The sequence below is a fragment of the Microbacterium sp. A93 genome (assembly GCF_051842835.1).
This window is the reverse complement of the sequence record NZ_JBPXMT010000003.1, coordinates 369112-382060: the sequence shown is the minus strand read 5'-3', so window position 1 is coordinate 382060 and position 12949 is coordinate 369112. Positions and strand designations below refer to the sequence as shown.

Here is a 12949-nt window from a genome sequence, read left to right as displayed (position 1 = left end):
CTAGGCGGGGTACTGGCCGCGCTTGGTCTGCGGCTTCGGCAGGCGGAGTCGGCGCAACTGCATGGCGCGCATCACGCCGTACCAGCGCACCCCGCGCTCCACGTCCCCGAACTTCGCGGCCAGCAGCTTCTTCAGCTGGAAGGAGATGAGCACGCCCTCCAGCACCACCAGCAGCACGATCGCCCACAGGGAGAACGTCAGCCAGATCGCGAGGTCGGACTGGGGCAGGAACGCCAGGAAGACATAGACCAGCACGATCACCATGAGCCATTCGCCCACACCGGTGCGGGCGTCCACCCAGTCACGGGCGAAGCGCTTCTGCGGACCGCGGTCGCGCAGGGGCATGTTGCGTTCGTCGCCGGTCTCCATGGCCATGCGCATCTTCTGGCGCTCGACCACCTCGGCGTCACGGGCCGCCTTCCGGGCGGCCTTGCGATCCTCCGGCACGAGGGGGCGGCGGCGGGCGGCCTCACGCTCGGCACGCGTCGGCGTCGGACCCTTCTTCGCCTGGTGGCGCGCAGCCGTCTGCTCGGGGGTCTCGATCACAGGCGCTGACACGGCGGCATCGATGGAGGGGTTCTCGGAGGTCTTCTTGCGTCCAAACACCTGTCCATTCTAGGCGGTGGGGGGCGGGACCGGTTCCTGCGTCATCCTGAGGTCCCCTCGTTAGGCTGGTCAGCATGACTGAACCGTCCCAGAACACTGCCCCCTTGCCTCTGCATACCGAGACGATCGCCCGGATCACGGACGCGGTGGACCACGCGCTCGAGCAGACCGTGGCGACCCTCAAAGACCTCGTGGCCATCCCCGGCATCGCCTGGGACTCCTTCGATCGCGCACCCCTGGAGGCATCGGCCGAGGCGGTCGCGGCGCTGATCCGGGGTCTGGGGTTGGACGACGTCCAGGTGCTGACCGAGGCCAAGGCGGACGGCACGCCCGGGGGCCCGGCCGTCGTCGGGCGCCGTCCTGCCCAGCCCGGACAGCCGACCGTCCTGCTCTATGCACACCACGACGTCCAACCGGTGGGTGAGGAGTCCCTCTGGGAGACCGAGCCCTTCACCGCCGTGGAGAAGGACGGTCGCCTGTACGGCCGCGGAGCGGCGGATGACAAGGCGGGCATCATGGTCCATGTGGCCGCCTTCAAGGCCATGCTCGACGCCGGCGCGGACTCGGGCACGGGCGTCACCTTCTTCATCGAGGGGGAGGAGGAGGCCGGCTCGCCCACCTTCCGGACGTTCCTGGAGGAGCACCGGGACCTCCTGTCCGCCGACGTGATCGTGGTGGCCGACTCGGGCAACTGGAAGGTCGGGGTGCCGGCACTGACCACCTCCCTGCGGGGGCTGGTCGACGGGGTGATCGGCGTGCGCGTGTTGGGGCACGCCGTGCACTCCGGGATGTACGGCGGTCCCGTGCTGGACGCGCCGACCCTGCTGGCCCGGCTCATCGCGACCTTGCATGATGACGAGGGCAACGTGTCGATCGCCGGACTGGAGCAGTCACAGCACGCGTCCATCGACTACCCCGAAGCCGACTACCGGGCGGATGCCGCGGTCCTGGACTCTGTGCGACTGGCGGGCACGGGCCCCCTGGCGGACCGTCTGTGGAACAAGCCCGCGTTGAGCATCATCGGCACGGACGTCACCCGCCTGGAGGTGGCCTCCAACACCCTCCAGCCGGAGGCCAGGGCCAAGTTCAGCCTGCGGCTCGGGCCGGGGATGGACCCCGATGCCGCCATGGATGCCGTCCGCGCCCACCTGGACACGGTGCGGGACACCGCGCTGTTCGGGGCGGAGGTCATCTTCGAGCCGGGGGAGACCGGGCAGCCCTTCGCCACGGACACCTCGGCTCCAGCAGCCCGGCTGATGCTGGCCTCCCTCCGTGCGGCCTTCGGGGTGGAGCCGGTCGAAGCCGGGATGGGCGGCTCGATCCCCTTCACCGCGGACCTGGTGGAGGTGTTCCCGGAGGCGACCCTGCTGATCACCGGGGTGGAGGACCCGGACTCTCGGGCCCACTCGGCCAACGAGTCCTTGCACCTGGGCGACTTCCGGCACGCCGTGCTGGCGGAGGCCCTCCTGTTGGCTGCCGTGGGCCTCTGACCTAGACTCGAAGCACACCTTGGCCCCGGTTGACCCGACCCAGCCGACGGGAATGAACCGCCGGCATCGGGTGTTGAGACCGAGGAGTACGGCCTTCGGGCCAGCCACCGTCCGGCCCCCAGCCGGTACGGGGGGACACGCACGCAGATGAAGGAGCGAGCATGACCGTTTCCGCGGATTCCACCGAGACCGAGATCCCGACCGCCCAGCCGGCCCAAGACCTCGCAGCACACGAGGTCGAATTGAGCGAGGTGGCAGCCACCAAGGTCCGCACCCTGCTCGAGCAGGAGGGTCGCACCGACCTTCGCCTGCGCGTCGCCGTGCAGCCCGGCGGCTGCTCCGGTCTGATCTACCAGCTCTACTTCGATGAGCGGGTCCTGGACGGGGACGCCCTGCGCGACTTCGACGGCGTCGAGGTCATCGTGGACAAGATGAGCGTGCCCTACCTGTCCGGTGCCAGCATCGACTTCGAGGACACCATCTCCAAACAGGGCTTCACCATCGACAACCCGAACGCCGGCGGCTCCTGTGCCTGCGGTGATTCCTTCCACTAGGCCAGCAGACCTCAGATCGGTCCACTGTCGGTGAACCACATGACGTCGGGTGCCCCCACCAGGAAATTGGTGGGGGCACCCGACGTTTTCGCGTGTCATGGGGCAGACGAACAGGGCGGTAAGCTCTACAGTAGGTAGAAACCTAGGGGTCCCCCTGTGGCTGTTCCGTTCCGGATTCAGATGCTGATCTGCACGGAGCGTGGCTGCGGGAGGCATTCGCACTCGAGATTGAAGAGGAAGGGCCGTCTGTGAGATCGCAGAATCAAGCCGGCAGCCGGGGTAGGCGTCTCCTGAAGGGGGGAGCGCTTGCCGCCGTGGCAGCCATGGTCCTGACCGGTTGTTCGGAGCAGGTTCAACGAGGATTCCTGCCCGGCACACGGGAGACCACCAACCACTCAGCACAGGTGACCGACTTGTGGGTCAACTCCTGGATCGCTGCCCTGATCGTGGGCCTGGCGGCCTGGGCCATGATGCTCTGGTGCATGGTGGCCTACCGTCGCCGCAAGAGCGACCGGGGATTCCCGCGTCAGATGGCCTACAACGTGCCGATGGAGACGATGTTCACCATCGTCCCGGTGATCATGGTGCTGACCCTGTGGGGCTTCACCGACCGCGTCCAGCGTGAGATCGACACCCCCGTGGAGGACTCCCCGCTGACGGTCGAGGTCTACGGCAAGCAGTGGGCCTGGGACTTCAACTACAGCTACGAGGGCGAGGAGAAGCACTTCCAGGGCGTCCAGGCACAGTTGGACGGCAGTGAAGGGGTCGAAGAGACCCTGCCGACCATGTACCTCCCGGTGGACGTGCCCGTCGAGTTCGAGCTCAAGTCGCGCGATGTCATCCACTCCTTCTGGGTTCCAGCCTTCCTGCGCAAGCTGGACATGGTCCCCGGCAAGACGAACTACATGTACCTCACGCCCACTGAGGAAGGCTCCTTCCAGGGCAAGTGCGCGGAGCTCTGCGGTGAATACCACTCCGAGATGCTCTTCAACGTCGAGGTGGTCTCCGAACAGGAATTCCGCACCCAGCTGTCCCAGCTGGAGGACGGCCATGTGGGCGACGAATACAACCGCAACCCGAACCAGAACCCGGACGGCCAGCGCGACCAGGAGAACCAGGTCCAGGGCGACGGAACAGATAGGGGGGCCTCCGGCGGCTCTGCTGAGAAGGCGGCCGGCGAGGACGAGGGAGACAACGAATGACCACCTACGAATACGCCACGGATGACGCAGCGGCGGCCCAGCCACGGGTGGTGCCGGTCTCCAAGGGCAGGATCATCGTCAACTGGTTGACGAGTACGGACCACAAGACGATCGGGTACATGTACCTGATCGCCTCCTTCGTCTTCTTCTGTCTGGGCGGCGTCATGGCGCTGCTGATCCGTGCGGAGCTGTTCGAGCCCGGGATGCAGCTGCTGCAGACCAAGGAGCAGTACAACCAGCTGTTCACCATGCACGGCACCATCATGTTGCTGATGTTCGCCACCCCGCTGTTCATCGGGTTCGCCAACGTCATCATGCCGTTGCAGATCGGGGCGCCGGATGTGTCCTTCCCGCGGTTGAACCTGCTGGCCTTCTGGTTCTTCCTGTTCGGCTCCATCATCGTGGTGGCCGGATTCCTCACCCCCCAGGGTGCGGCCTCCTTCGGCTGGTTCGCCTACGCGCCGTTGTCCAACACCACGTACTCCCCGGGGGTGGGCGGGGACCTGTGGGTGTTCGGCCTGTTCCTGCAGGGCTTCGGCACCATCCTGGGCGGCGTCAACTTCATCACCACCATCCTCACGATGCGTGCGCCGGGGATGACCATGTGGCGTATGCCGATCTTCACGTGGAACACGCTGATCACCGCCATCCTGATCCTGATGGCCTTCCCGCCGCTGGCCTCGGCCCTGGCGGCCCTGGGCCTGGACCGGCGGTTCGGCGGACACGTGTTCGACCCCGAGAACGGTGGCGCCATCCTCTGGCAGCACCTGTTCTGGTTCTTCGGTCACCCCGAGGTCTACATCATCGCCCTGCCGTTCTTCGGCATCGTCTCGGAGATCATCCCGGTCTTCAGCCGCAAGCCCATCTTCGGGTACAAGACGTTGGTCTTCGCCACCACCTCCATCGCCGCACTGTCCGTGACCGTGTGGGCCCACCACATGTACGTCACCGGCTCCGTGCTGCTGCCGTTCTTCTCGCTGATGACCATGTTGATCGCGGTCCCCACGGGCGTGAAGTTCGTCAACTGGATCGGCACCATGTGGCGGGGCTCCATCACCTTCGAGAACCCGATGCTGTGGAGCCTGGGCTTCATGGTCACCTTCCTGTTCGGTGGTCTGACCGGCGTCATCCTCGCCTCCCCGCCACTGGACTTCCACGTCTCCGACACCTACTTCGTGGTGGCGCACTTCCACTACGTGGTCTTCGGCACCGTGGTGTTCGCGATGTTCGCCGGCTTCTTCTTCTGGTGGCCCAAGTTCACCGGCAAGATGCTCAACGAGCGGCTGGGCAAGATCCAGTTCTGGATGCTGTTCATCGGCTTCCACGGCACGTTCCTGATCCAGCACTGGCTGGGCGTGATGGGCATGCCCCGGCGCTACGCCGACTACATGGTGGAGGACGGCTTCACCCTGATGAACCAGTTCTCCACGATCTTCTCGTTCGTGCTGGGTGCCTCCCTGATCCCGTTCTTCTGGAACGTGTACATCACGGCGCGCAACGGCAGGAAGATCACCGTGGACGATCCCTGGGGCTTCGGTGGTTCCCTGGAGTGGGCGACCTCCTGCCCACCGCCGCGCCACAACTTCCACTCCCTGCCGCGGATCCGCTCGGAACGTCCTGCCCTGGACCTGCACCACCCCGAGCTCCTGCCCACGTCCCCGCAGCATGAAGCCGAGGTCTTCGGAGAAAAGGCGGCCGCCAAGTGAAAACCAGCGTCAAGTTGTTCGCGATCATCGGCGTCTTCTTCGTCGTGGTCGCCACCGTCTACGGCTTCTGGGTGAGATGGTCCGAGTGGGCCGGTATCCCGGCGCTCTTCGCCCTGGGTGGCCTCGGCATCATGATCGCCATCTTCCTGTGGCTCATGGACCGCAAGTTCGGTGTGGGCCCGGATGACGATGAGCACGGCGAGATCGCCCAGTATGCCGGCACCTACGGTTCCTTCGCTCCGTGGAGCTGGTGGCCGCTCGGCCTGGCCGTGGCCTGCGCCGGCCTCGTGTTGGGCTTGGCCCTGGGCTGGTGGATCTTCATCACCGGCATCGGCCTGGGTCTCTTCTTCATCGTGGGCTGGGTCTTCGAGTACTCGAAGGGCGACCACGCCCACTGACCCGTAACGGTCACTGAACGGCAGACAGGCCGGGAACCCCTCATCGGGTTCCCGGCCTGTCTTGTCTGGAGCCGCAGTTGCCTCAGCACCCCACGGCGCCACGGAACGGCGTCTGCGCGTGGAGCCCGCCTGTCCTGCTGCGTAGGCGGACCGCCACGGGCGGCTCGGTGGCCGGGGTCTGGAGCAGGAGACCGTCGAAACCTGCCGGGTGCGGGTTCCGGGACATCGCGTGAGAACGTTCATCGTGGCTGCCGTCCTCGAGGGGCAGACGCACTCAGATGCCCTTGGAGCACCCGGTGACCTCCGGCGGCAGCCCCGGGCATCGATGACCACGAGATCGGCCCGCAGGATGCAGCTGAGGGCCGTGGAGACGGTGTCGAAGGCGTCGCCAAGGGGATCGGCATGCCAGCTAGCACGCGCAAGCAGGTCGGCAGGTCCCCTGGCAGCACAGTCATCGTGATCAGTGAGTCTTCGAAGTCTCGGGGCCACCCGATATTGCCCTACGCGGTCAGCAATATCGCCGTTGACGACCATCGGTGATGACTGCCGGCCACCGGCGTGCATCGTCGCCGGGTCACGCCTCGATGGTGCTGACGCACGATATCTCAGGCGGTGCAGGACTCCGACGGCATCGTGCACGGTGCTGTCCATGATGGCCGTGGCATGCTCCACGGCGCTGGGCGACCGGGTTCCGACGCTTCTTGGCGTAGCGGGCGGAACACCGTCGCCGCCGTTGCCGCCGTTGCCGGCGTTCTGGCCGTCGACGCGCCACTCTCCGCGTGCCCTCGCGTGGGCTGATGAGCCGTCCGCAGGGCCCGGCCACGACACGGACACCACAGGTGCCCCCGAGCCGCCCCAGTGTCGATTTCAGTCACTGGCCGCCTACGGGCACAAACTCATGGCCGCAGTGGACCGGAGATTCAATCAGAGCGGCCGACTGCCCCTTCAGGGTGCGGTGATGGACCGTGGATCGGGGTTCGTGTGGACGCCAGTCGCGGACGTCAGTCCGGGCTCAAGGCGGCGCTGGCGGGTCCTTCTGGGCCGCTGCCTGGAAGCGCTGCCGGGAAGCGCGGGGGCAGGCCGAGGTGGTGGTCAGCACCTGCAGGTGGCGAGGAAAGCAGGGGGACAGCAGGAAGGGCCCCACCGATGGTGGGGCCCTTCCTGCTGTAGGACTTGCGGTCCGGTGCGGCTCGCGACGGTCAGCGGCCGATGGCGGAGCGGCTGTCCTGATCCTCCACGGCGTCCGGGACATGCCCCTGGTCGTGGGTCTTGGCCTCGGCGAGCTCAGCCCGGGTCACGGGCTCCACCCGGTCCTCGTAGAACCAACGGTGCAGCTTCGCCCGGCCCTTCTCGCCGCCCGAGACCTTGCCGTCGCGGCCCGGCTGGGCCGGCAGCGGACGCTTGGACTCGAAACTGACCAGCTTGTACAGCTTGTAGTCGTCCAAGCGCTCGTGACGTTCACGGAACTCACCCTCGGGGGTCATCTCGATCACACCGGCCTCACGGCCGTGGAGCACGATCTCGCGATCCTTGCGCTGCAGTGCCAGGCACACGCGCTTGGTGATGATGTAGCCGATGATCGGTCCGAAGATGAACAGCGCCCGCAGCCAGTAGGTCACATCGTTCAGAGACACATGGAAGTGCGTGGCGATGAGGTCGGAGGAGGCTGCCGCCCACATGACGCAGTACCAGACGATGCCTGCCACGCCGACACCGGTGCGGGTCGGGGCGTTGCGAGGCCGGTCCAGGATGTGGTGCTCGCGGTTGTCCTTCGTGATCCACCGCTCGATCCAGGGCCATCCGAACATCACGCCGAAGAGGATCCCGGCGGGGATCAGGGCCGGGAGCAGCACGCCCAGGGCCAGCGTGTTGGTACCCCACGGAAGCGGGATGTCCCACTTGAAGGAGAACTCGCCGAGCATGCCCGGCATCAGACGCAGGGCACCATCCACGAAGCCGATGTACCAGTCCGGCTGGGTGCCGGCCTGCACGGGGGAGGGGTCGTAGGGACCGTAGTTCCAGATCGCGTTGACGGTGAACATGGAGGCGAGCAATGCCACCACGCCGAACACGATGAAGAAGAAGCCACCAGCCTTGGCCGCGTACACCGGGCCGACCGGGTAGCCGACCACGTTGTTCTCGGTGCGCCCGGGGCCGGGGTACTGGGTGTGCTTGTGGACGACCACCATGAACAGGTGCATGACGACCATCAGCAGGATCAGTGCCGGCACCACCAGCACGTGCATGATGTACAGCCGTCCGACGATGTCATCACCGGGGAACTCGCCGCCGAAGAGGAAGAACGAGATATAGGTGCCGATCAGCGGGATCGACTTCACCACGCCGTCGATGATGCGCAGGCCGTTGCCGGAGAGCATCTCGTCCGGCAGGGAGTAGCCGGTGAAACCAGCAGCCAGACCCAGGATGAGCAGGGTGCAGCCGACGAGCCAGTTCAGTTCACGGGGGCGCCGGAAGGCACCGGTGAAGAATACCCGCAGCATGTGCACGGACATGGCCGCAACGAACAGCAGTGCCGCCCAGTGGTGGACCTGGCGCATGAACAGCCCGCCACGGATGTCGAACGTGAGGTCGAGCGCCGAGGCATACGCCACGGACATCTCCACGCCGTAGAGGGGCTTGTAGGAACCCTCATAGGTGGTGTGGGCCATCGAGGGGTCGAAGAACAAGGTCAGGAAGGTGCCTGACATCAACAGGATGACGAAGGTGTAGAGGGCGACCTCGCCGAACATGAAGGTCCAGTGGTCCGGGAAGATCTTCCGCCCGAACTCCTTCACCATCGGGGAGACACCCACGCGGGTGTCCATGAAGTTGACGATCTTGCCCGTGGGGGTGCTCGCCTGGTACTCAGGGTTGTTTGAGGTGCTCATAAGTATCAGCCACGCTCCCAGTAGGCCGGTCCGACGGGCTCCTGGAAGTCGCTGCGGGCGACCAGGAACCCCTCTTCATTGACGGTGATCGGCAGCTGCGGCAGGGCGTGGCCGGCCGGGCCGAAGATGACCTTGCATTCCTGCGTGAGGTCGAAGGTCGACTGGTGGCAGGGGCACAACAGGTGGTGGGTGTGCTGCTCGTACAGCGCCACCGGGCAACCGACGTGCGTGCAGACCTTGGAATAGGCGACGATGCCGTCTACGTTCCAGTCCTCCCGCTCGGGGGAGACATGCATGTCCTCGGGGTTCAGCCGCATGAGCAGCACCACGGCCTTGGCCTTCTGGTTGAGCATCTCGTGAGATGACAACTCGTTGAGCCCCTCGGGGATCACGTGGAACGCGGATCCCATGGTGACGTCGGAGGCCTTGATCGGGGTGCCGGTGGGATCACGGACCAACCGGACGTCCGGGGCCCACATGGTGTGGCGCAGACGTTCGGGTCCGAAGTTCTCGGCAGCCAGGTCGCTGCGGTTGTCCGTGTCATCCAGGTCGCGGAAGATCGCGATGGCCGGGAGCACGGCGAGGGCACCGGCGCCGATCAGCGTGTTCCGCAGCAGCGGACGACGCTTGATCTGGGTCTCGTCGATGATGTCTTCCATCATGCCGACGGCCAGCTGACGGTCCGCTTCGGTGCGGACCTCGTGGCGCTGTTCGGTGGTCTCATGGTCGGGCATCAGGGTCTTGGCCCAGTGCACGATGCCGACACCGATGCCGAGCATTGCGAAGGCCGTACCGAGGCCGAGCAGCAGGTTCTGCAGCCGGACCGTGGAGATGGGAGTGTCCGGGCCGATCTGGCCGACCACGAAGTAGCCCACGAAGAACAGCAGCGTACCGACGATCGAGAGACCGAAGAGGAAGGCGACCTGTCGCTCGGCGCGCTTGGCTGCCCGGGGGTCCTCGTCCGCGAGCCGCGGCCGGTGCGGCGGGAGGCCGGGGTTGTCGAGGGCAAATGTGCCCGACTCCTCTACACCGGCGTGCTCAACGGCCCCCGGGTGCTCCGGGCCTCCGTGGCTTTGCTCAGACATAGATCTGAATCCTTTGCTTGAGTGATGGTGACGTTGTGTGTGGTCGGCGCCCCCACGGCGCCGTCAAATCAGGAGGACCTGGAGGTCAGCCAGACCATGAAGCCGACGAGGACGGCAAGTCCGCCGGTCCAGACCAGCAGGCCTTCGGACACCGGGCCGAGGGAGCCCAGCGATGCGCCGCCCGGGGAGCCCTGGCTCTCGATCTCCTTCAGGAAGGCGATGATGTCCCGCTTGTCCTCCGGCTTCAGGTTCGCGTCACTGAAGACCGGCATGTTCTGCGGGCCCGTGGCCATGGCCTCATAGATGTGCTTCTCCGTGACGTTGGCCAGGTCCGGCGCGAACTTGCCGCGGGTCAGCGCGCCACCCGAGGCGGCCGAGTTGTGGCACATGGCGCAGTTGACGCGGAAGAGCGTGCCGCCATTACCGAGGTCCACGTCCTCGTGGTCGGTGTCGAGGTACTGATCCTCCGGGAGGGCGGGGCCCGCACCGAGGGAGGAGACATAGGCGGCCAGCTGCATGGTCTGCTCGTCGCTGAACTGGTTCGGCTTGGCCTGGGCCTGGGGGCCCTGCATCTGCATCGGCATGCGCCCGGTGCCGACCTGGAAGTCCACGGAGGCAGCGCCCACGCCGATCAGGGTGGGGCCGTCCTCGGTACCGACCGCGTCCATGCCGTGACAGGTGGCGCAGTTGGCATTGAAGAGCTTCTCGCCCTCGGTGATGTCTTCAGCGCTGTACGTCGAACCCGTGGTGGCAGCCTGGGCCTGGTTCATGGTGCTCGCGACGGAGTAGAGGCCGCCGGTGATGAGAAGCCCCAGAAGCAGCAGCGCGAGCCCGGCGATGGGGTGGCGCCGTTTCTGTGAAAGTGCCTTCACGGTTGGTTCCTAACGTTTCTTGTTGACCGGACGAGGGTGACGGTCCGAATCCGGTCTTCCTCGGTGTGGTGCGGGCGTGCCTGAGGGTGGTGCGGGCTATTTCAGGAAGTAGACGATGGCGAAGAGGGCGACCCAGACGACATCGACGAAGTGCCAGTAGTAGGACACGACGATGGCTGAGGTGGCTTCGTGGTGTCCGAAGCGCTTGGCCAGGTGGGCGCGGCCGATGATGAACAGGAACGCGACGAGTCCACCGAACACGTGGATGGCGTGGAAGCCGGTGGTGATGTAGAAGGCGGAACCGTACGCATTGGCGTCGATCGTGACGCCATGAGAGACCAGCACGGCGTACTCGTAGCACTGGACGGAGACGAAGATGGCTCCCATGATGAAGGTCACGACGAACCACTCGATCATGCCCCACCTCTTCAGGGAGAAGATCCCGCCGGTGCGGCGCGGCTGAAGGCGCTCGGCAGCGAACACGCCGGCCTGGGCCGTGAAGGAGCTCGCCACCAGAATCAGGGTGTTCACGAAAGCGAGGGGGACGTTCAACGTCTCGGTGCTTTCGGACCATAGTTCAGGCGAGGTCGACTTCAGCGTGAAGTACATGGCGAAGAGCCCGCCGAAGAACATGATCTCGCTAGAGAGCCAGACCATGGTGCCTACTTGCACCATATTGGGTCGGCTGGGGAGTCCTGTTGCGGGCCTGGGGAGGGCATGGGTTGCAGTCGTCACCCAGCCATTATGGCCCTAAAACGGTCCCCGTCTCCAATGCGACGAACGTTTCGGCGTTTCCTGTTCTTCCCGGATGGGGTGATCTCCCATGAACTTCGATCCTCACGGTCAGGAGATTCGCAGGTTCGCAGGTCAGTCGACGGTTGTTTGGCGGTTTTCCGAGAGTTACGTCCCATCAGTATGCCCTAATGATGCCAAGTAGGGGAGGGGCGTGGGCGGAGGGGGAAGTCCCCATGGCTCTCCGGTCCCACGGCGGTCCGATTGTGTGGTGCAGCGCGGTCGGTGGAGCAACAGTGGAGCAACAGTGATGCGTAGTCCACGGTGTTCGATCTGACCGGCGATAGCATGATCCGCGTGAGTACATCGATCCCTGCCCCCCAGTCCCTCTCATGGCCCTACATCTTCGGGCGGCTCGTGTCCCGCAGGGATCTGAGCACTGACGCGGCCATGTGGGCCATGCAGGAGATCATGTCCGGCAATGCCACGGACGCTCAGATCGCCGGTTTCCTGGTGGCGTTGGCCTCCAAGGGGGAGACGGTCGAGGAGTTGCTGGGGCTCACCCAGGTCATGCTGGACAACGCGGTACACCTGGAGGTGCCGGGGGAGACCCTGGACATCGTCGGCACCGGCGGGGACAAGCTCGGCACCGTCAACATCTCCACCATGTCCTCCCTCGTGGCGGTCGGTGCCGGGGCCACGGTGGTCAAGCACGGCAACCGCGGGGCCTCCTCGACGGCGGGTGCGGCAGACGTGATCGAGGCACTCGGTGTCGACCTCTCGTTGTCGGTGGAGAAGGTGGTGGAATGCGCCACCTCAGCCGGCATCACCTTCCTGTTCGCCCAGGGGTACCATCCGTCGATGAAGTACGTGGCCCCCGCGCGCAAGCAGCTGGGTGTGCCGACCGTCTTCAACTACCTGGGCCCTTTGACCAATCCCTCCGGCGTCCGCGCGCAGGCCCTGGGCTGTGCGAGTGAGCGGATGGCGCCGCTGCTGGCCGGCGTCCTGGCAGACCGCGGCCTCCGGGGGCTGGTGTTCCGGGGCAGTGACGGACGGGACAAGATCACCACCTCCGGCCCCTCCACCGTCTTCGAGGTGCGGGAGGGCGCTGTGACCGAGCACGTGCTGCAGCCGCAGGACTTCGGGATCCCACTGGCCTCGGTGGAGGCCCTCGCCGGTCAGGACGGTCAGCACAATGCCGGGATCGTGCGGGAGCTGCTGGCCGGCCGGTCGGGCCCGGTCCGGGATGCGGTGCTCCTGAATGCCGCGGCTGGACTCACGGCCTTCGACACCTCGGCCGAGGGGCCGCTCCTCGACAGGATCGCGGCCAATATGACGCGAGCTGCGGAGTCCATCGACTCCGGGGCCGCTCAGCGGGTGCTGGAGACCTGGGTGCAGATCTCACACTCCTAGGCG

At 65.9% G+C, this 12949-nt stretch carries 11 protein-coding genes; 6 read left to right on the top strand and 5 right to left on the bottom strand.

Features of this window, described 5'->3' with window-relative positions; all coding sequences use genetic code 11:
• Positions 1–606: a DUF3043 domain-containing protein gene (locus ACSU1G_RS09820; protein ID WP_439279736.1), complete on the bottom strand. Its 606-nt coding sequence runs from the start codon at positions 604–606 to the stop codon at positions 1–3.
• 74 nt (positions 607–680) lie between these two features.
• Here ACSU1G_RS09820 and ACSU1G_RS09815 point away from each other — a divergent pair, with 74 nt between their 5' ends.
• The 5 genes from ACSU1G_RS09815 to ACSU1G_RS09795 all read left to right on the top strand — a co-directional run bounded on the left by ACSU1G_RS09815 (position 681) and on the right by ACSU1G_RS09795 (position 5956).
• The gene (locus ACSU1G_RS09815; RefSeq protein ID WP_439279735.1) at positions 681–2096 is read left to right on the top strand and encodes a dipeptidase; all 1416 of its coding nucleotides are present in this window, start codon (positions 681–683) and stop codon (positions 2094–2096) included.
• Positions 2097–2257: 161 nt separating this feature from the next.
• Complete coding sequence (locus tag ACSU1G_RS09810; RefSeq protein ID WP_439279734.1) at positions 2258–2650, top strand: HesB/IscA family protein; 393 nt, start codon at positions 2258–2260, stop codon at positions 2648–2650.
• A 248-nt stretch (positions 2651–2898) separates the two neighbouring features.
• Positions 2899–3852 carry an aa3-type cytochrome oxidase subunit II gene (ctaC, locus tag ACSU1G_RS09805; RefSeq protein WP_439279733.1) on the top strand — a complete coding sequence of 318 codons (954 nt, stop codon included), beginning with the start codon at positions 2899–2901 and terminating at the stop codon, positions 3850–3852.
• Positions 3849–5558, top strand: a complete 1710-nt coding sequence (gene ctaD / locus ACSU1G_RS09800; RefSeq protein ID WP_439279732.1) for an aa3-type cytochrome oxidase subunit I — start codon at positions 3849–3851, stop codon at positions 5556–5558. Before ctaC ends, ctaD begins: the two co-directional genes overlap by 4 nt.
• Positions 5555–5956: a cytochrome c oxidase subunit 4 gene (locus tag ACSU1G_RS09795; RefSeq protein WP_439279731.1), complete on the top strand. Its 402-nt coding sequence runs from the start codon at positions 5555–5557 to the stop codon at positions 5954–5956. Before ctaD ends, ACSU1G_RS09795 begins: the two co-directional genes overlap by 4 nt.
• A 1199-nt stretch (positions 5957–7155) precedes the next feature.
• Here the strand turns inward: ACSU1G_RS09795 and qcrB are convergent.
• From qcrB to ctaE, 4 genes are all read right to left on the bottom strand, one after another.
• Positions 7156–8844: a cytochrome bc1 complex cytochrome b subunit gene (qcrB, locus tag ACSU1G_RS09790; protein ID WP_439279730.1), complete on the bottom strand. Its 1689-nt coding sequence runs from the start codon at positions 8842–8844 to the stop codon at positions 7156–7158.
• Positions 8845–8849: 5 nt separating this feature from the next.
• A complete protein-coding gene (qcrA, locus tag ACSU1G_RS09785; RefSeq protein WP_439279729.1) occupies positions 8850–9929 on the bottom strand; it encodes a cytochrome bc1 complex Rieske iron-sulfur subunit in 1080 nt (359 codons plus the stop codon).
• A gap of 68 nt (positions 9930–9997) precedes the next feature.
• The gene (gene qcrC / locus ACSU1G_RS09780) at positions 9998–10801 is read right to left on the bottom strand and encodes a cytochrome bc1 complex diheme cytochrome c subunit (protein ID WP_439279728.1); all 804 of its coding nucleotides are present in this window, start codon (positions 10799–10801) and stop codon (positions 9998–10000) included.
• A gap of 96 nt (positions 10802–10897) precedes the next feature.
• Entirely contained in the window at positions 10898–11536 is a 639-nt protein-coding gene (gene ctaE, locus ACSU1G_RS09775; protein ID WP_439279727.1) for an aa3-type cytochrome oxidase subunit III, read from the bottom strand.
• 354 nt (positions 11537–11890) lie between these two features.
• Between ctaE and trpD the strand changes: the two genes are divergently transcribed.
• Positions 11891–12946 (top strand): anthranilate phosphoribosyltransferase, encoded by a 1056-nt coding sequence (gene trpD, locus ACSU1G_RS09770; protein WP_439279726.1) that lies wholly within the window; start codon positions 11891–11893, stop codon positions 12944–12946.
• Positions 12947–12949 lie beyond the last annotated feature (3 nt).

Coding starts and splice junctions, on each gene's coding strand:
- ACSU1G_RS09815 (WP_439279735.1), top strand. CDS start 681: ATGACTGAACCGTCCCAGAACACTGCCCCCTTGCCTCTGCATACCGAG.
- qcrB (WP_439279730.1), bottom strand. CDS start 8,844: ATGAGCACCTCAAACAACCCTGAGTACCAGGCGAGCACCCCCACGGGC.
- ACSU1G_RS09810 (WP_439279734.1), top strand. CDS start 2,258: ATGACCGTTTCCGCGGATTCCACCGAGACCGAGATCCCGACCGCCCAG.
- ctaD (WP_439279732.1), top strand. CDS start 3,849: ATGACCACCTACGAATACGCCACGGATGACGCAGCGGCGGCCCAGCCA.
- qcrA (WP_439279729.1), bottom strand. CDS start 9,929: ATGTCTGAGCAAAGCCACGGAGGCCCGGAGCACCCGGGGGCCGTTGAG.